The sequence below is a fragment of the Amphritea atlantica genome (assembly GCF_018860855.1).
Classification (GTDB): domain Bacteria; phylum Pseudomonadota; class Gammaproteobacteria; order Pseudomonadales; family Balneatricaceae; genus Amphritea; species Amphritea atlantica_A.
Window position 1 is genome coordinate 159,991 of sequence record NZ_JAHKQE010000009.1, and the last position, 19,023, is coordinate 179,013.

Annotated in this window: 21 protein-coding genes; 8 read left to right on the plus strand and 13 right to left on the minus strand. The window is 49.4% G+C overall.

What is annotated here, in order from left to right; all coding sequences use genetic code 11:
- Positions 1–107: 107 nt before the first annotated feature.
- The 4 genes from asd to leuC form a co-directional block, all read right to left on the minus strand.
- On the minus strand, positions 108–1,223 hold the full coding sequence (asd, locus tag KO512_RS03510) for an aspartate-semialdehyde dehydrogenase (RefSeq protein WP_215950953.1): 1,116 nt from the start codon (positions 1,221–1,223) through the stop codon (positions 108–110).
- Between the two features lie 191 nt (positions 1,224–1,414).
- Positions 1,415–2,497: a 3-isopropylmalate dehydrogenase gene (leuB, locus tag KO512_RS03515; RefSeq protein WP_215950954.1), complete on the minus strand. Its 1,083-nt coding sequence runs from the start codon at positions 2,495–2,497 to the stop codon at positions 1,415–1,417.
- A gap of 66 nt (positions 2,498–2,563) precedes the next feature.
- Positions 2,564–3,211: a 3-isopropylmalate dehydratase small subunit gene (gene leuD, locus KO512_RS03520; RefSeq protein ID WP_215950955.1), complete on the minus strand. Its 648-nt coding sequence runs from the start codon at positions 3,209–3,211 to the stop codon at positions 2,564–2,566.
- A gap of 20 nt (positions 3,212–3,231) precedes the next feature.
- On the minus strand, positions 3,232–4,647 hold the full coding sequence (leuC, locus tag KO512_RS03525) for a 3-isopropylmalate dehydratase large subunit (RefSeq protein WP_215950956.1): 1,416 nt from the start codon (positions 4,645–4,647) through the stop codon (positions 3,232–3,234).
- A gap of 165 nt (positions 4,648–4,812) precedes the next feature.
- Between leuC and KO512_RS03530 the strand changes: the two genes are divergently transcribed.
- The 4 genes from KO512_RS03530 to speD all read left to right on the plus strand — a co-directional run bounded on the left by KO512_RS03530 (position 4,813) and on the right by speD (position 8,673).
- The gene (locus KO512_RS03530; protein WP_215950957.1) at positions 4,813–5,694 is read left to right on the plus strand and encodes a LysR family transcriptional regulator; all 882 of its coding nucleotides are present in this window, start codon (positions 4,813–4,815) and stop codon (positions 5,692–5,694) included.
- A gap of 52 nt (positions 5,695–5,746) precedes the next feature.
- The gene (locus KO512_RS03535; RefSeq protein ID WP_215950958.1) at positions 5,747–6,661 is read left to right on the plus strand and encodes a poly(R)-hydroxyalkanoic acid synthase subunit PhaE; all 915 of its coding nucleotides are present in this window, start codon (positions 5,747–5,749) and stop codon (positions 6,659–6,661) included.
- Positions 6,661–7,734 (plus strand): class III poly(R)-hydroxyalkanoic acid synthase subunit PhaC, encoded by a 1,074-nt coding sequence (phaC, locus tag KO512_RS03540; protein WP_215950959.1) that lies wholly within the window; start codon positions 6,661–6,663, stop codon positions 7,732–7,734. Before KO512_RS03535 ends, phaC begins: the two co-directional genes overlap by 1 nt.
- A 123-nt stretch (positions 7,735–7,857) precedes the next feature.
- The gene (gene speD, locus KO512_RS03545; RefSeq protein WP_215950960.1) at positions 7,858–8,673 is read left to right on the plus strand and encodes an adenosylmethionine decarboxylase; all 816 of its coding nucleotides are present in this window, start codon (positions 7,858–7,860) and stop codon (positions 8,671–8,673) included.
- 173 nt (positions 8,674–8,846) lie between these two features.
- On the opposite strand, the gene KO512_RS03550 is transcribed toward speD, so the two are convergent.
- Positions 8,847–9,329, minus strand: coding sequence for a hypothetical protein (locus KO512_RS03550; protein ID WP_215950961.1), 483 nt, complete (start codon positions 9,327–9,329; stop codon positions 8,847–8,849).
- A gap of 203 nt (positions 9,330–9,532) precedes the next feature.
- A complete protein-coding gene (locus tag KO512_RS03555; protein WP_215950962.1) occupies positions 9,533–9,922 on the minus strand; it encodes a GFA family protein in 390 nt (129 codons plus the stop codon).
- A 212-nt stretch (positions 9,923–10,134) separates the two neighbouring features.
- Here KO512_RS03555 and KO512_RS03560 point away from each other — a divergent pair, with 212 nt between their 5' ends.
- Both KO512_RS03560 and KO512_RS03565 read left to right on the plus strand, forming a co-directional pair.
- Positions 10,135–10,701, plus strand: a complete 567-nt coding sequence (locus tag KO512_RS03560) for a DJ-1/PfpI family protein (protein WP_215950963.1) — start codon at positions 10,135–10,137, stop codon at positions 10,699–10,701.
- Between the two features lie 122 nt (positions 10,702–10,823).
- Positions 10,824–11,174 carry a ribbon-helix-helix domain-containing protein gene (locus KO512_RS03565; RefSeq protein WP_215950964.1) on the plus strand — a complete coding sequence of 117 codons (351 nt, stop codon included), beginning with the start codon at positions 10,824–10,826 and terminating at the stop codon, positions 11,172–11,174.
- 851 nt (positions 11,175–12,025) lie between these two features.
- Here KO512_RS03565 and KO512_RS03570 read toward each other — a convergent pair.
- The 7 genes from KO512_RS03570 to prmB all read right to left on the minus strand — a co-directional run bounded on the left by KO512_RS03570 (position 12,026) and on the right by prmB (position 17,611).
- Positions 12,026–12,169, minus strand: a complete 144-nt coding sequence (locus tag KO512_RS03570; RefSeq protein WP_215950965.1) for a hypothetical protein — start codon at positions 12,167–12,169, stop codon at positions 12,026–12,028.
- 130 nt (positions 12,170–12,299) lie between these two features.
- Positions 12,300–12,782, minus strand: a complete 483-nt coding sequence (gene phaR, locus KO512_RS03575; RefSeq protein ID WP_215950966.1) for a polyhydroxyalkanoate synthesis repressor PhaR — start codon at positions 12,780–12,782, stop codon at positions 12,300–12,302.
- 71 nt (positions 12,783–12,853) lie between these two features.
- A complete protein-coding gene (locus KO512_RS03580) occupies positions 12,854–13,114 on the minus strand; it encodes a DUF6489 family protein (RefSeq protein ID WP_215950967.1) in 261 nt (86 codons plus the stop codon).
- A gap of 145 nt (positions 13,115–13,259) precedes the next feature.
- Complete coding sequence (locus KO512_RS03585; RefSeq protein WP_215950968.1) at positions 13,260–14,417, minus strand: MFS transporter; 1,158 nt, start codon at positions 14,415–14,417, stop codon at positions 13,260–13,262.
- Positions 14,418–14,577: 160 nt separating this feature from the next.
- Positions 14,578–15,429, minus strand: coding sequence for a polyamine aminopropyltransferase (gene speE / locus KO512_RS03590; protein WP_215950969.1), 852 nt, complete (start codon positions 15,427–15,429; stop codon positions 14,578–14,580).
- Between the two features lie 123 nt (positions 15,430–15,552).
- On the minus strand, positions 15,553–16,641 hold the full coding sequence (gene aroC / locus KO512_RS03595; RefSeq protein ID WP_215950970.1) for a chorismate synthase: 1,089 nt from the start codon (positions 16,639–16,641) through the stop codon (positions 15,553–15,555).
- Positions 16,642–16,693: 52 nt separating this feature from the next.
- Entirely contained in the window at positions 16,694–17,611 is a 918-nt protein-coding gene (gene prmB / locus KO512_RS03600) for a 50S ribosomal protein L3 N(5)-glutamine methyltransferase (protein ID WP_215950971.1), read from the minus strand.
- Positions 17,612–17,690: 79 nt separating this feature from the next.
- On the opposite strand from prmB, the gene KO512_RS03605 reads away from it, so the two are divergent.
- Together KO512_RS03605 and folE are read left to right on the plus strand one after the other, a co-directional pair.
- The gene (locus KO512_RS03605; protein WP_215950972.1) at positions 17,691–18,308 is read left to right on the plus strand and encodes a Smr/MutS family protein; all 618 of its coding nucleotides are present in this window, start codon (positions 17,691–17,693) and stop codon (positions 18,306–18,308) included.
- Positions 18,309–18,454: 146 nt separating this feature from the next.
- Complete coding sequence (folE, locus tag KO512_RS03610) at positions 18,455–18,994, plus strand: GTP cyclohydrolase I FolE (protein WP_215950973.1); 540 nt, start codon at positions 18,455–18,457, stop codon at positions 18,992–18,994.
- Positions 18,995–19,023: the final 29 nt, after the last annotated feature.

The following is a 19,023-nucleotide window of genomic DNA, read 5'->3' on the forward strand; positions in this document are numbered from 1 at the left end:
AAGCCACTCTACCAACAAGCATTTATTCTGCTTTAATTGATTTAAGTCACGGCTGTGCAGGCAAAAAAAACCGGCTATATCAGCCGGTTATCTTTTCATAATAAGCCTTAGTCCTGCAGCAAAATGCGTAGCATGCGTCGCAGTGGCTCAGCAGCACCCCACAGCAGTTGGTCACCGACGCTGAACGCATTGAGGTATTCATCACCCATATTCAGCTTACGTAGACGACCAACAGGTACGCCTAACGTACCGGTCACTTTCGCCGGCGTCAGGTCACGAGCAGTGATCTCACGCTCATTCGGTACGACACTCACCCAGTCATTCGCTTCAGCAATCATGGACTCAATCTCATCCATCGGCACATTTTCCTTCAGCTTAATAGTGAAGGCTTGGCTATGACAGCGCATTGCACCGATCCGCACGCAGGTGCCATCAATCGGTATTGGGTTATTGCTCAAACCGAGAATTTTGTTGGTTTCAGCATAGGCTTTCCACTCTTCACGGCTCTGACCGTTGTCCAGCCGGGTATCGATCCAAGGAATCAATGAACCCGCCAGTGGTACACCAAAGTTATCGGTTGGCATCGCATCAGAACGAATAGTCGCTGCCACTTGCCGATCGATATCGAGGATAGCGCTCGCAGGGTTAGACAGATCAGCCGCGACCGAATCATGAATCACACCCATCTGGTTGATCAACTCCCGCATATGACGGGCACCGCCGCCAGAAGCCGCTTGATAGGTCATGGAGGTCATCCAATCGATCACGCCTGCGCTAAACAAGCCACCTAAGCCCATCAGCATCAGAGAGACGGTGCAGTTACCACCTACGTAGGTTTTTACGCCGCTCGCTAGACCATCTTTGATGACATGCATGTTCACCGGATCAAGTACGATGATGGCGTCGTCTTCCATCCGCAGAGAAGACGCTGCATCAATCCAGTATCCATTCCAGCCAGCGCTACGTAGAGCACCGTAAACCTGTTTCGTGTAGTCGCCGCCCTGACAGGAAATAATGGCATCCATCTGTTTGAGCTCATCAATGGATGTGGCATCTTTCAGCGCCGGAATATCTTTACCAATATTCGGACCTGGTTGACCTGCTTGGGACGTTGTAAAGAAAACGGGCTCTTCGATATGCTCGAAATCACCCTCTTCCATCATGCGCTGCATCAGCACAGAACCTACCATTCCGCGCCAACCTACAAAACCTACACGCTTCATCTGCTCCACCAAAAACTATGCGAACCTGTTATCAGGTTCGTGCGAATAAAAACAACAAAGCTGCCACATGAAATCGGTGGCAGCCCGTTATGACTCTTAACGTTCGAGCCCATCAATTATGCAACAATTTAGCTACATAGACTATCTGAACCTGGGCATTTTATAGCCAATCAAGGCCATAAAAACCGGCATTACGCCTGCAGAGCAGCGATTACCGCATCACCCATTTCAGAGGTCGATACTTTCTGCATACCTTCTGACCAGATATCACCGGTACGCAAGTTCTGATCCAGTACTTGGCTCACGGCCGCTTCAATACGATCAGCGGTTTCACCGGCTGCCAGCGAATAGCGCAGCATCATCGCAACAGAGAGAATAGTCGCCAGTGGGTTAGCCATATTCTGACCGGCAATATCCGGTGCAGAACCGTGGCATGGCTCATACATACCCTTGCCGTTCACATCCAGTGATGCCGATGGCAACATACCGATAGAACCGGTCAGCATCGCCGCCGCATCGGAGAGGATATCACCAAACATGTTGCCGGTGACCATCACATCAAACTGCTTCGGTGCACGCACCAGCTGCATCGCGGCGTTATCAACATACATATGGCTCAGCTCGACATCCGGATACTCTTTGGCGAGTTCTTCCATGATTTCACGCCACAGCACGGTGACTTCCAGTACGTTCGCTTTATCGACGGAACAGAGACGCTTATCGCGCGCCCGTGCTGCTTCAAAGGCAACTCGGCCAATACGGCGAATTTCATTCTCATCATAAACGTAGGTGTTATAACCTTCGCGAACGCCATCTTCTTTCACGCGCACGCCACGTGGCTGACCGAAGTAGATACCGCCGGTCAGTTCACGAACGATCAGAATATCCAAGCCGGAGACCACTTCTGGCTTCAGCGTTGACGCATGGGCCAGTTGTGGATAGAGAATCGCAGGACGCAGGTTACCGAACAGACCTAGGTTTGAACGAATCCCCAGCAAGCCCTTCTCTGGACGAATCTGAAAATCAGGGTTCGTGTCCCACTTAGGACCACCCACGGCGCCAAGTAGAATCGCATCCGCCGCACGAGCCGCTTCTAAGGTTGCTTCTGGCAGCGGTACGCCATCCGCATCGATGGCGGAGCCGCCAACTAGGGCTTCGGTCAGTTCCAGATCCAGATTATCTTGCTCATTAACCAACGCCAATACACGGCGCGCTTGACCGACAATCTCAGGGCCAATGCCATCACCCGGTAAAATCAGTACATTTCTAGACATTATCTGCTTTCCTTTCATCAAGGCTGCCAATCATGGGCAGCCAGATCGTCAATAGGTTAAATACACTTACTTGATGGCATCAAACAGCCAAGGCGCCTGTTCCCGACGGCGCGCTTCATAGGCACGAATATCCGCTTCACTCTGCAGGGTGATACCAATATCATCCAAACCATTCAGCAGGCAGTGCTTACGGAAGCCATCGATACTAAAGGTCATCTCTTCGCCGGATGGGGTAATCACCAATTGGCGCTCAAGATCGATGCTCAGCTGATAACCTTCGTTTTCAGCCACCTCTTTAAACAGTTGATCTAACTGCTCATCGCGCAACACAATCGGCAACAGACCGTTTTTAAAACAGTTGTTGTAAAAAATCTCAGCAAAACTTGGGGCGATCACACAGCGAAAACCATAATCATCCAGCGCCCAAGGAGCGTGCTCACGACTCGAACCACAGCCGAAGTTCTCCCGTGCCAATAGAACACTAGCACCCTGATAACGGGGCTGATTCAGGACAAACTCGGTGTTCAGCGGACGCCCTTCGCAGGACTGATCCGGCTGACCTTCATCCAGATAACGCAGCTCATCAAACAAGTTTTTACCGAAACCGGAACGCTTAATCGATTTCAAAAACTGTTTAGGAATAATCATATCGGTATCGACATTGGCCCGATCCAGCGGTGCAGCGATACCTGTGTGCAATGTAAACTTATTCATCTCGCTCTCCCGATACCTTATTAAATCAACTCACGGACATCAATGAAGTGTCCGGTTACTGCTGCGGCCGCCGCCATGGCAGGGCTGACCAAATGGGTCCGTCCACCGAACCCCTGACGCCCTTCAAAGTTACGGTTAGAAGTTGAAGCACAGTGCTCGCCATTACCCAGCTTGTCAGGGTTCATCGCCAGACACATCGAGCAACCCGGTTCGCGCCATTCAAGTCCCGCGTCGATAAAGATCTTATCCAGCCCTTCTTGTTCCGCCTGAGTTTTCACCAAACCAGAACCGGGCACCACCAGCGCCTGAATAATGTTATCGGCTACTTTGCGACCTTTAACCACTTTTGCTGCATCCCGTAGATCTTCAATACGGGAGTTGGTGCAGGAGCCGATAAACACGCGATCGAGCTGAATATCAGTGATCTTCTGATCAGCCTTGAGCCCCATATATTTCAGCGCACGATTGATGCCATCCACTTTAACGGCATCTTTTTCAGCATCAGGGTTTGGCACCTGACCGGAGATACCCACCACCATTTCCGGTGAGGTTCCCCAGGTTACCTGCGGCTCGATATCGGCGGCATTGATCTCAACCACCGCATCAAACTCGGCATCGGAATCAGACACCAGACCACGCCACTCGGCAACAGCGGCCTCCCACTGTTCGCCTTTAGGCGCAAATGGACGTCCATCAAAATAATCGATGGTAATCTGATCTACCGCCACCAAACCTACCCGTGCGCCGGCTTCAATCGCCATATTACACACGGTCATTCGGCCTTCCATCGACATCGCGCGGAACACATCACCGCCAAACTCAATCGCATAACCTGTACCACCAGCGGTACCGATCACGCCGATCACATGCAGCACGACATCTTTGGCGGTCACACCGAGACCCAACTCGCCATCAACACGAATCAGCATGTTCTGCATTTTCTTAGTAATCAGGCACTGCGTAGCTAACACATGTTCAACTTCAGAAGTACCGATACCATGCGCCAAAGCACCCAAGGCACCGAGTGTAGCCGTATGGGAATCACCACACACCGCGGTGCTGCCTGGCAGGATAGCGCCCTGCTCGGGTGCCATCACGTGGACGATACCTTGGCGATGATCATTCATCTTGAATTCAAGAATACCGAACTCATCACAGTTGGCATCAAGGGTTTTTACCTGAATTTTAGACACGGGATCAACAATCAGATCGACGCCGCCAGAACGCTCTGTCGTTGGCACGTTATGATCCGGCGTTGCGATATTGGCATCAATCCGCCATGGCTTACGACCGGCCAAGCGCAATCCTTCAAACGCCTGAGGTGAAGTCACTTCATGCAGTACCTGACGATCGATATAGATCAGAGAACTACCATCTTCATTGGTTCGCACTAAATGCGAATCAAACAATTTGTCGTATAACGTTTTTCCAGCCATTGAAGGTCACCTCACTACGTCTTTTTAACCGGCTTGCTCGTTACCGGCTTTTTATAGGCTGCCATCCTAATCCACCATTTATCAGAAAACAAATTCATTATTTTTATAGTTTGCATTCCAAGAAGGAATGAATAGACTGATAGCAATCATATGAGGCAGGTGTATATGGATACCAACTCACTGCAGGCCTTTGTTGCCGTGGCTGAAAGTGGCTCTTTTTCACGGGCAGCAGAACAGCTCTTTCTCACCCAATCGGCGATGAGCAAACGCATCCTAATACTCGAACAGCAGCTCAATAATCGCTTATTCGATCGTATTGGCCGCACCGTTAGTCTGACCGAAGCGGGACGTGAACTGTTACCCCGAGCCCGCCGAATATTACTCGAATTAGAAGATGCCCGCCGTTCGTTAAGCAACCTCCGTGGTGATGTCAGTGGTACTTTGTCCGTCGCCGCCAGCCACCATATTAGTTTGCACCGCCTGCCACCGGTGTTACGTCAATACAGCTCTGATTTTCCGGAGGTAAAGCTCGATCTGCGCTTTGATGAATCGGAGATCGCCTACGACAACGTGGTTAAAGGCAATTTAGAGATAGCCCTGATCACCCTCGCCCCGAGCCCCGATCCAAACATTCATTGTCAGACGATCTGGCGCGACAAACTAAACTATGTTGTTGCCACCGATCATCCTCTGGCCTCGTTACAACAGGTCACGCTAGAACAACTTTGCCGCTACCCTGCTATTCTTTCCGGCAGCGCCACCTTTACCCGGCAACTGGCGGAACAACAATTCTCACAACTGGCACTGCAACCAGACATCGCCATGTCCACTAACTATCTCGACACCATACGCATGATGGTCGAAATTGGACTGGGCTGGTCACTACTGCCGGAAACCATGACCGAAAACAGTTTAACCGTGCTAAAAGTAGATGCACCAGCGGTCACTCGCGAGCTGGGATATATCACCCATAAAGAGCGCACTCTGAGTAATGCAGCCCGTCACTTTATTCAACTTTTAGAACAAGCAGCAGAAAAGGGTTCATAATCAGCACCCGCTTCATTAATATGTTCATACCGACATTGTTTAGGAACCGATAATGACCGATAGCTCAGGCAGCGATAGCTGGTTACAGGAACAACTGCAACGCTGGCAAGTGATGGCACAACAGATGCCTCTTAAATCTGAGCAGTGGCAAACTTTCCTCGATAGCCTTCAGGTAGGTCCTAGCACCGACTTTCGTGATCAGCAGGCCAACCTCCTGAATCTGGTTAAACATCAGTCGGAACATTTCAGCCATTTTGCTGAATCGCTATTGCAAAAATCCAGCGGTAATGTCAGTCACGAGCAACTCGTCGATCAATTGCAAACCTATATGCAGCACCAGTGTAACGACCTGCTCAGTCGGCAGTGGCATATCCCAGAGCCCTTTGCCGGCCTAATGAAAGATGCGGTACTCAATAGTGAATCACTAACCCAAGCGCCCCTTCGCGAATTACTCGAACAGCTAGCAAAAACCCCCGAGATTGGTAACGGCCCCTATAGCCCCGCACAGCTTAGAGCCTTAGCGCAGGCAATGCTCGATTATCAAGATTCACTGCAGGATTACCTGCAACAATACGAACATATCTTTGAACAAACCGGTGAAGATCTGAAGCAACTGCTGGATCAATCAACCAGTGATATCGATAGTCTCAATGCACTGCAGAATCTTTGGATCGAGTGTTACGAAAAAGCCTATCGCGATACCGTCTTCACCGAGCAATACCAAACCGCCCATGGCCGTATCAGTAACAGCCTCAATCGCGTGCGTAAACTGGCGTTCGATAGCCGGGATAACAAATTTAAAGAGCTTGGCTTAGTGACCCGTGCCGAACTCGACAGTGCTATCTATCAGCAACATCAACTGCGTAAACAGGTACGCCGTCAGCAGCAAGAGATTAACGAACTACGCACACTGGTGAACAGCCTAGCGGCTCAGTTGACTCAACCCCGCCAGCGAGGCAAAGCCTGATGAGCGGCTTCAAATTCAATCCGGAAAAAGTCACCGCCGAGCTGAACCAGTTTAGCGAGCAGCTGTTACAGAGCTTTACTACCCTGCAACAACTGGATGAAGTGTGTGTGGGCCTGACCCCTAAAGAGGTTATTTATCGTGAAGATAAGCTGCAACTGTTGCGCTATCAAAGTGATAAAACCCCAGGACGCAAACGCTGCAAAACGCCTCTACTCATCTGCTATGCCTTGGTTAATCGCCCCTATATGGTCGATCTCGATCAGCAACGCTCCTTTGTTAAGCGGCTGTTAGAGCTAGGGCTGGATATCTACCTAATCGACTGGGGTTATCCTGACGCGGCCGACCGTTATCTGGATATGGATGATTATATCAATGGCTATATCGCCAACTGTGTCGATCAGGTGCTAAAGGATTCGGGTCAAGAACAGCTCAACCTATTAGGTATCTGCCAAGGCGGCACCCTCAGCCTATGCTACACCGCCCTGCATCCCGCTAAGGTTAAAAACCTGATTACCATGGTGACCCCGGTGGATTTCAAAACCCCGGACAACATGCTTAGCCACCTCGCCCAGCAGATCGATATCGATCTGGCGGTCGAAACCTACGGCAACATTCCCGGCGCGATGCTCAACGATGCCTACAATGCGCTGATGCCGATGCGCTTAGGGCTGCAAAAAAATCTCAACATTCCCCGCCAACTGAAAGATCCAACCTCCGCGCTGAACTTTCTGCGCATGGAAAAATGGATCTACGACAGCCCAGATCAGGCTGGCGAGATGTTCCGTCAGTTTCTCACCACCTTTTTTAAGCACAACGGCTTTATCAATCACAACGCCACGGTGGCCGACACGCCGGTCGATCTGCAACAGATTCATCAGCCCATACTGAATGTCTTTGGCAGCGCCGATCATCTCGTCCCCCCCTCTGCATCCCGTGCATTGAAAGGTCTCACGGATAGCAAGGATTATAGCGAATACGAAGTCGCCTCCGGCCATATTGGTGTCTTCGTCTCCGGAAAGTCACAAACCGAGGTCGCCCCCTCCATCGCCAACTGGTTAAAACAGCACGATTAACCACTGAATAAACGTCCGATAATTAAAAATTATCTTTTTTCCGTTAGGTTTCTCCTCTAAAATCCGGCCTTTCTTTTGTCGTTAACAAAAAACCACTTGGTTTTTTAGCCGGAGTTTACGAAGTTGCCATCTAATGGGAAAATCAAACTGCAAGGTTTTAACAACCTTACCAAAAGCCTGGGTTTCTGTATTTATGATGTCTGTTATGCGCAGACCCCTAAGCAGAAGGCTGAATACATCGAGTATATCGATGAGCAGTACAACGCAGACCGCCTGACAGAGATCCTGACTGAAGCCTGCGAAATCATTGGCGCCACTGTATTAAATGTTGCCCGCCAAGACTACGAACCTCAGGGTGCTAGCGTTACGATTCTGGTCGCTGAAGAGCCCATTAAAGATTCGGACAATGTCGATACCACGGAAAAACCTGGTCCACTGCCGGATTCCGTTGTCGCCCACCTAGATAAAAGTCATATCTGTGTGCACACCTACCCAGAAGCGCACCCGGACGATGGCATCTGTACTTTCCGTGCCGATATAGAAGTATCGACCTGCGGTATTATTTCCCCGCTGAAAGCGCTGAACTATCTGATCCACAAGCTGGATTCCGATATCGTCACCATCGACTATCGCGTGCGCGGCTTCACCCGTGATGTGAATGGTGTTAAATATTACATCGATCACGATATCAACTCGATTCAAAACTTTATCACCCCCGATATTCGAGAGCAGTATCAGATGGTCGATGTGAACGTCTATCAAGAAAACATCTTCCACACCAAGATGATGCTCAATGATGTCGATCTCAACACCTACCTATTCGGCACAACAACCGCTGATCTCAGCGAACAAGAGATTGAAGAGATTACCGAACGCCTCTACAAAGAGATGTCGGAGATCTTTTATGGCCGCAACATGCCGGATATGAGCGGTAAATAATCGCATCGCGCGTCCCATCGCAGCATGCAATTTCATAAGACATAAGCACATTGAAAATACCACTCGCTGAAGCATTCTCAGCGAGTGGTGTAATCACCTGCCCCTCATCTCATAGCCCAACTGATCGAATCAACCTTGAGGATTCAGCATTTTATATCGCTATAGCGAACGTTTCAGTTAAGCAACTTGCCATGCAACACCAGCCATTCCCGAAGCACCTTATACTCCTTATCGGGGCATTCAGGCTTCGACAAATAAAGCTCATAACGCGGCAATTCTCGAATAACGAGGGTTAGCAGATTGCTCGACTCTTCTGCTGATTGAATCCAGCACCAATCGTGATTGACTGAATCAACTCCCTGAGACACAACCAAACCGACTTCACTAAATCGGATAGTTATCGGCACCCTATTTTTTGACTGAACGTACGACGAGATAACATAAACAACCAATATGCCCGCACAAGCGATGGTGAGATAGATTAACCCACGCAGCGCAATCTCTAGCGCTCCCATCTCAGCATCCATTCCATGAGCAGCGAAAGTGATAAGAGCGACACCGAACGCATATCGATACAGGCTACGACGCATAAACTGTCTCAGTTTCGTTCGAATGCTGTCTTTGAATGTATGAACGAAGGTTTTAGTGATTTCCATTGTCGCCGAAAGCCTGCCTTGCAAGCTGTGTATGAATATTTTTGAGAAGACCCGCTCTGCCATTACCGCCTATTATGCCATTTACCGATGCATTAGGACGCCCCAAGGCTACCCGATTATCAACTGCTAGTGCTCGCCGTTATTGCCCTGCCCTACAGGTAAAACCGGCATTTCAAACATCGGTTTGTTGGATCTGATCAGCGCTACTCGAATTCAGCGTACTCAGGTAAACGGCTGTTTAATGAGTACCAAGGTGCTTTTTGAGAAACCCAAATATGGCTCATCTCTTTCGACTGGGGATCGTCATCTAATGACCCTAACCGTAAAACGATATGCTCTGCTCCCTCTTTTTTGGCATAGATCTGTGTTGCGCAGTTCTGACAGAAATATCGATATTTCCCTGGTGATGATTCATAGCAACCTAATGCGTCATCACTCATCAATTTAAAATCGTTGTCCTGTACCCCAGCAACACTTGAGAATGCCGAACCATGAGCTTTGCGGCAAGTTTGACAATGGCAATGTACGATATCTCCAATAGCACCTGATATTTCATACCTAACATGGCCGCATAAACAACTTCCGGTAACCATTTAAACCTCGATACAAAATGACTCATCATAAAATATGCTTAAACAACAAGACTAAACTACTCAGTGATAACACGGCAACCTTTACCGATCAGCGAACAACGAACAACGAACAACGAACAGCACCCTGTAGTATTCAGCTAATACCCGCACTCACTTCTGAACTGCTACCTTATTGACAAACAAAAACAATCAGCACGACTTAGGAGTTTGTTATGAGTAACAAAAAAATACTGATGATTACCGGTGATTTCACAGAAGATTATGAAACCATGGTGCCTTTCCAGACGCTCTTAGCCGTCGGCCACAGCGTCGATGCGGTTTGCCCCGACAAGGTCGCTGGCGACACCGTTGCCACCGCCATACACGATTTTGAAGGCGATCAGACCTATACCGAGAAGCGAGGCCATAACTTCGCCCTTAATGCGACCTTTGCGGATATCAACCCTGCTGATTACGATGCACTGGTCATTCCCGGTGGTCGCGCGCCAGAATATCTCCGCCTTAACACCGACGTGTTAGAGATGGTGCGTCACTTTTTCACCACCAACAAACCGGTCGCTGCCGTCTGCCACGGAGCACAACTGCTCGCCGCCGCGGGCGTCTTGCAGGATCGTCAATGCTCCGCCTACCCTGCCTGCATGCCTGAAATCAATCAGTCCGGTGGTATCTTCGCCGAGATCGCGATTGATGCTGCGATCACCGACGGCAATCTCGTGACCGCCCCCGCTTGGCCTGCCCACCCCGCTTGGTTAGCTCAATTTATGGCCCTGCTAAAATAAACCTGCCCCTGCCCGATCGCAAAACGGCCACCTGCAAAGGCCGCCGTTTTGCGGCATACTGAGCTGATCGCCTAGAATAGATAGCGATAACACCTATAAAAATAACAGGACAGGAGCCCACTATGTGCAAACTGTTTATCAACGCAAATTCTGATCTATGGAAAAGCAGCACCCGCTCATTACGTATCGATGGCATGGTGACCAGCGTGCGCCTAGAAAACTACTTTTGGAGTACGTTAGAAGCGATTGCTAGCCGTGATCATCTTAATATTCCACAGATGCTCACCCGCCTCTATCACGAATCGATCGATGCCGGACACGATCTAGGCAATTTCACATCATTTTTACGGGTCTGCTGTATGCGTTATCTCGCATTGCAATTAGCAGGTGAGATCCCCACCAATACCGACATCGCTATCAGTGCGTTAGATGCGAATGCCATATTATCCAGCGAAATTCAGAAGCGACATTGAAGTATTGATGATGGAGGGGGTTCGTAAAGATCACCACATCCGACAGATCCAATGGCCCGCGAACTCAGCTGCACCCAAATATCCGGCGCGTAGGGTGCTGATGAGGAACGAATCGCACCGATGGCCATGACGATCATACCGTTTGTGCCGATGTTGATGGTGCGGTTCGCAAGGCTCACCACACCCTTTTATCTCTCGGCGCGTAGGGTGCTGATGAGGAACGAATCGCACCGATGGACATGACGATAATACCGTTTGTGCCGAAGTTGATGGTGCGGTTCGTAAAGCTCAACACACCCTACGCGTTAAGAACCAAACCTTTAAATACGTTAATGTTTCGATGTTTATTACAATGATGGTGCGGTTTGTTCCTCACCGCCACCCTACCTAAGTTGTTGAGCACGTAGGGTGCTGATGAGGAACGAATCGCACCGATGGACATGACGATAATACCGTTTGTGCCGATATTGATGGTGCGGTTCGCAAGGCTCAACACACCCTACGCGTTACGAATCAAACCTTTAAATACGTTAATGTTTCGATGTTTATTACAATGATGGTGCGGTTTGTTCCTCACCGCCACCCTACCTAAGTGTCGAGCGCGTAGGGTGCTGATGCGGAACGAATCGCACCGATGGCCATGACGATAATACCGTTTGTGCCGATATGGATGGTGCGGTTCGCAAAGCTCACCACACCCTACAGATCCAATGGCCCGCGAACCCAGCTGCACCCAAATATCCGGCGCGTAGGGTGCTGATGAGGAACGAATCGCACCGGTGGGCATGACGATAATACCCTTTGTGCCTATATTGATGGTGCGGTTCGCAAAGCTCACCACACCCTACAGATCAAATGGCCCGCGAACCCAGTTGCCCCCAAATATCCGACGCGTAGGGTGCTGATGAGGAACGAATCGCACCGGTGGGCATGACGCTAATACCGTTTGTGCCGCTATTGATGGCGCGGTTCGCAAAGCTCACCACCCGACACATCGCCCTTAGCTCCCACAGATTAAAAGAAAAAACCCGCTCAGATTTTCGGGAATCTAAAGCGGGTTTTTGTTAAACAACCTCTGAAGCTTAGCAATGAATGACCTTGCTATGCAAAAGGGATATGACTTCGTTATTTATCTTCTTTCGCATTTTCGGCGTCATTACTCGCCTGCTTTTCGTTATGCTCATCACCCGGAGGGGTAAATATATTCCACATTGCCATATTCTGATCAGCGATTTTATTCATCATATTCAGCGGGTTAGCTGCACCGATCATATTTTGCATCTGTTCACGAATACGTTCTTGTTGATCAATAAAGGTAGCGATGCTCTGCTCCAGATACTGACTCATCATGCCCTGCATACTGTCACCATAAAAACGGATCAACTGCTGTAAAACCTGATTAGTCAGCAGCGTTCCATGGCCCAACGCTTCCTGTTCGCTGATAATTTGCAACAGAATATTTCGTGTTAGGTCGGCCCCGGTTTTAGAATCCTGAACCTGAAAAGCTTCTTGGCTCAGTACCAATTGTTTCACATCCTCTAACGTGATGTAGCAACTGCGGGATGTGTCATACAAACGGCGATTGGTGTATTTTCTGAGAATTCTCAAAATAGTGTCTCTCTACCTGTTCCGTTACTTGATTAAACAGCTCTGGCCGCTTTTTAATGCGACAAAGTCATTTATTTTTTATCTGAAGTTTTTTGCTTATTGCTATAGCTAGTCATCATATTCAATAACATCTTTTGAATTGCATCCATCGAGCCAAGCCCGCTAGCCATATAAGGTTGAAACAGCGTTAACGGGTCGTAACCATCAACACCGGCATCCATGCGTTCCTGAATTTTACCCATCATCTCTTTCTGAAATGATTCTACATCTGGCAACCCCAGCACCTTGCGGAGCTCTTCGGGCGTCATTTCAACATCTACTTTAAAATTCATCAGAAACCTACCTTAGCCGGATCTGCTTTCTCATCCGGATAATCAACGTTAGCCAGAATTACATCTGCATAAAACGGAGCAACGGTGATTCAATTACTTAGCTACTATTAAACTAATACTATACCAACTGCAGTGCAAAACAAATTTACCGATTCGTAACTGCAGCATTTTCCGGTCTTATCCATAACAGAGCGCAAATAAAGGCCACAAAAACCGCCACCGCCGCAACAGTGAATGTTGCTGCAGCGCCCAAGCTATCCCACATCAAACCGCTGCACAATGCGCCTAACGCACCGCCTAATCCAAACCCTAAGCTACTAAACATCGCCTGTCCTTGGCCATGATTAGAGGGCGAAAAATAATGATGCACTAGCGCAATGCCCACCGCGTGCAGCGCACCAAAACTCACCGCATGCAGCGTTTGAGCAAAGAGCATCAACCATAGATTTTCCGGCATCAAGCCGATCAACAGCCAGCGTAGTACACTTAGCAGCAGACTGATCATCATCAATACCCGCAACCCCAAACCACCAATCAGTTTGGGCATCAGGATAAAGATCATCACTTCCGCAACAACACCTACCGACCAGAGCATGCCGATCTCGGTGCGGCTATAACCTAGGCCGTCCATCAACACCGAATAAAACGTGTAGTAAGGCCCGTGACTAAACTGAATCAGCATGCAGATCAAGAAAAACACCAGCACTTGAGGCCGCAGCAATTGCTGCAAAAAACCACTTTCATCACTGTTACGCGTTTGTGTTTCACCGGCTACACAGAGGGATGCTAACCAGATCAACACCATCAGCCCCAACATCATCCAGGGCAACCAACGAATACTCACCAGGTCTAATAACCAACCGATCCCCATCACGGCCACAATAAAGCCCACCGAACCCCAGAGTCGGATACGGCTATACAAAGCTTCCCGCCCCTTTAGATGCGTCAGGGTTAACACTTCAAATTGCGGCAGCACCGCATTCCAGAAAAAACTAAAACCGGCCATCACCAAGGCGATACCCAGCACACTGTCTTGCCAAAATATAAGCACAAACGCTAAGCAGGTGAAGAAAGCACCGTAGCGCACAATTCGCAGCCGTTGACCGGTATGATCCGCCAGCCATCCCCAGATATTGGGCGCCACTATGCGTGAGGCCATCAGAATTGCCATCAAGCCGCCGATGGTTTGCGCATCGAATTCAAACGATTGTAGATAGAGGCTCCAGTAAGGAACCAGTGCGCCGAGCAACGAGAAATAAAAAAAATAGAATCCCGACAAACGGCTATAGGTAGTTAGCTTCATGGTTGTTTCAATACGCCTCCTGTCTGACAATATCGACCCATGATAGACGCAACGAGCATTGAGCATAGCAGAAACAAAAATCCACCGGTTTATGCAACCGATGGATTATCGAGCGCGCAGCAACCAATCGTCGCCGCGCTCAGGTCATATCCGAGAGGAATTAGGCGTCGCCCAGTTTCTCAAGGATATACTGTGGCAAAGCGAAGCTGCCAGTGTGGATTTGCGGGTTGTAGTAACGGGTCTTAATACCACTCGCCTTAAAGCGCTCAGCGATCTGTTCGGCGCTTTGTAGCCGAGTTGCCGCATCATCACAGCCCCACGCAAAGGTCATCGCACCACCGATATAGGTTGGCACCGCTGCGGTGTAGAAGGTCTGATCTTTAAAGTAAGGGCTCAGACGCTGACGGGTCGTCACGACCTCTTCTGGCTGCATATAGACCACACCGTTCTGGGCGACGAAGATACCGCCGTCATTCAGACAACGCTTACAGCCTTCATAGAAGCGGCTGCTAAACAACACTTCACCGGGACCGACAGGGTCGGTGCAATCAGAGATAATTACGTCGTACTTTTCATCGGTCTGGCAGACATAATCGATACCATCACCGATCACAACGTTAGCCCGTGGATTATCGTAAGCGCCCTGAGAGTGGTTTGGCAGATATTCAACACACATATCGATAACCGCTTGATCGATCTCAACCTGAGTGACGTTGTCAACCGATTGGTGCTTCAATACTTCACGCAGCATACCGCCATCACCACCACCGATGATCAGCACTTTTTTAGCGTTGCCATGGGCCATCAGCGGTACATGAGTAAGCATCTCGTGGTAGATAAACTCATCTTTCTCAGTGGTCTGAATAATGCCGTCGAGCGCCATCACAGTACCGAATTGAGGATTGCGGAAAATAATCAGATGCCAAGAATCCGTTTGTTGCTCAAACAGCACCTCTTGCACATCGAATGCTTGACCGTAACCATCGTAAAGAGTCTCTTTGTAGACTGTCATCGTGAATCCACCACTAAAGACGAACGTTTCGCCATCGTTAAATAAATAATCAGTAACTAAACAGAAAAACCTTGTCGCCGCCTTTTGCCAGCAACAAGGTGTTATACATTATAAAACGGTATATTAACCGTTTAATACCGGCGTATCACAGACCACATCAGCATTTTGTGCTCGATGACGTAGCAAGTGATCCATCAGCACAATGGCCATCATCGCCTCAGCAATCGGTGTGGCGCGAATACCGACACAGGGATCATGACGTCCCTTAGTGACCACCTCGATCGACTCGCCTCGGCTATTAATGCTCTGGCCGGGCAGACGCAGGCTGGAGGTCGGTTTTAGAGCGATATGCGCGGTAATCTCCTGACCGGTTGAAATACCACCGAGAATGCCGCCGGCATGGTTAGAGAGGAAACCTTCAGGGGTCATCTCATCCCGGTGCTCGGTACCTTTCTGTTCGACACAGGCAAAGCCATCACCGATCTCAACGCCTTTCACCGCATTGATGCTCATCAACGCATGGGCCAACTCGGCATCAAGACGATCAAAAATAGGTTCGCCTAACCCCACCGGTACACCAGTCGCTGAGACTGAAATCTTAGCCCCCACTGAATTACCCTCTTTACGCAGGGCATCCATATACGCTTCCATCTCGGCGACTTTATCGACATCAGGGCAGAAGAACGGATTCTGTTCCACTTGATCCCAATCGAAGCCGTCGATTTTAATTGGGCCGAGTTGAGACAAATAACCCCGTACCGCCACGCCCTTTTGTGCTAAAAACTTCTTCGCCACGGCCCCGGCTGCGACACGCATCGCCGTTTCACGGGCCGAAGAACGGCCACCACCACGGTAATCACGAAAACCATATTTATGGGTATACACATAATCCGCATGGGCCGGACGAAAGGTTTCTTCAATATTGGAATAATCTTTCGAGCGCTGATCGGTATTCTCAATCAACAGTCCGATCGGTGTGCCGGTGGTTTTACCCTCGAATACGCCAGAGAGGATCTTCACCTCATCCGCTTCACGACGCTGAGTAGTGTGTCGTGAGGTACCCGGTTTACGACGATCAAGATCCCGCTGCAGATCCGCTTCGGTCAGTTCGATTCCCGGAGGACAACCGTCAATGATACAGCCCAGTGCTGGGCCATGGCTTTCGCCGAAAGTAGTGACGGTAAATAGCTTACCGTAGGTGTTTCCTGACATCGTCTGTTCCCGATTTTAAAGCAAAAAATTTAGCCGATTATACCCTAGTCATTCAGACTGCGCTGCAATACTGTCGAACCTCTGCCGCCGTCAACAGGAATACCCCATTGCCGCCCTGTTCGAGCTCTAACCAGGTAAAAGGAATTTCGGGGTATTGCTGCTGCAGATGCACTTCGCTGTTACCCACTTCAATCACTAACAGCCCGTCTTCAGTCAAAAACTGCGCCGCCTGACGTAAAATCTGCTTGGTGATATCCAAACCATCCGGCCCAGAGCCCAGCGCCAAGTCTGGCTCATGTTGATACTCTTGTGGCATCCCAGCCAGATCATCTCGGTCTACATACGGAGGATTACTGACAATTAGATCATAAGTGCGGCCAGTCAAAGCGCTGAATAGATCACTTTCGATCGCCGTGACCCGCTCATCCAACTCATGGCGCTGAATATTACGTCGCGCAACTTCCAGCGCATCGGCAGAGATATCCGCCAGATCCACTTCAGCCTCTTCAAAAGCATAGGCGCAAACAATACCGATGCAGCCGCTGCCAGTGCACAGATCCAAAATCCGCTCTACCGGGCCTTCCCGAAGCCAAGGGCTAAACTGCTGTTCGATCAACTCTTGAATCGGTGAGCGTGGAATCAACACCCGCTCATCGACATAAAAAGGCATGCCGGCATACCAAGCCTCGCCAATGATATAAGGCAAAGGCCGCCGCTGAACCACCCGCTGGTCGAGAAAGTCGAGCACACGCCGTTTTTCATCATCGATTAGGCGAGCATCTAATAATTGCGGGTTACTGTTCCACGGCAGATGCAGTGCGCCCAGCACCAATTGCACCGCTTCATCCCATGGATTATCGGTGCCATGTCCATAATAGAGGTCATATTCATAGAAACGACTCATGCTAAAACGGACAAAATCACGTATTGTATGCAGTTCTTTCAGGGTCTGTGCTTGATTGATGGTCATATCTGGATGGATAATTCGTCGGATTGAGGCCTGCTTTATTACAGGCCGTGTATGTTAATGAATAATGTTTGCGAACGCTATGTCTGATAACGATCTGCCTAATAACAAGCGCCACAATAATGGTGCCGCCCACGATGACACCGAAATCGATTTTGCCTCAGTCATGCAGGGGGTCTCCCGCATCACAAGTGACCGAGCAGATCTACGTGGACAACCGAAAAAGCTAAAGCTCCGGGATGATGAAACCACGCGCTATAAACGCCAGATGGCCGTTCAAGAAGACGAGCTTATAGTCGATGGCCTGAACTCTGAAGTGGTCAACCTTGTAGAAACGAACGATGAGTTAATTTTCGCCAGCCCCGGTGTACAACTAAAACTAATGAAACGGCTCAAACAGGGACATGTGCCTTGGGATGCGGGTTTAGACCTACACGGCTACACTCTCGATGATGCTCGCACCGAACTCGGAAGCTTTATTCGCGAATGCAGCAATCAGCAACTACGTTGCGTCATGGTCATTCACGGTAAGTCCAATAGCGTCGAAGGCCAGCATGCGCTGATGAAATCCTATGTGAATGATTGGCTCAAGCAGATGAACCAAGTCATTGCCTTTTCATCGGCACAACCTAAAGATGGTGGTACCGGTGCGCTCTATGTCCTTCTCAAACGGGCTAATAAAGCGGCGAATCAAGGCTAAATAGTTACCTATAGACTTTACCTCTGCTCGCTAATCACGTAAGTTAGCACACTTTTTAACGGCCCTGTCATAATGACCTCTCCAGCGATGGTGTGAATAGGTGTTTGACAGAGATCAGACAGCCCAAAACAGGATTACACACTGTAATGGAAAAAGAATTTGCCAGCATTATCGAGCAGCTGGGTGAAGACCTCACCCGGGAAGGTTTGGTCGATACCCCTAAACGCGCTGCTAAAGCGATGCAATTTCTCACCCGAGGCTATGAACAAAACCTCGATGAGGTCATCAATGGCGCGCTCTTCCCCACTGAAAACAGCGAAATGGTTATCGTCAAAGATATCGAGCTGTATTCCATGTGTGAGCATCATATGCTGCCCTTTATTGGCAAATGCCATGTTGGCTATGTGCCTAAAGGACAGGTGATCGGCCTTTCTAAAATTGCCCGCATCGTCGATATGTTCGCACGCCGCCTGCAAATTCAGGAAAACATGACCAAGCAGATCGCGGATGCCATTATGGAAGCGACTGGCGCAGATGGTGTTGGCGTGGTCATCGAAGCACGTCACATGTGCATGATGATGCGCGGTGTTGAAAAACAGAACAGCAGCATGAAAACGTCTATGATGCTCGGCTCGTTCCGTAAGAGTCAACCGACCCGCAGCGAGTTTCTAACGCTGATCAATTGATCCGTTAGATCCACTAAACCGCCTAAATA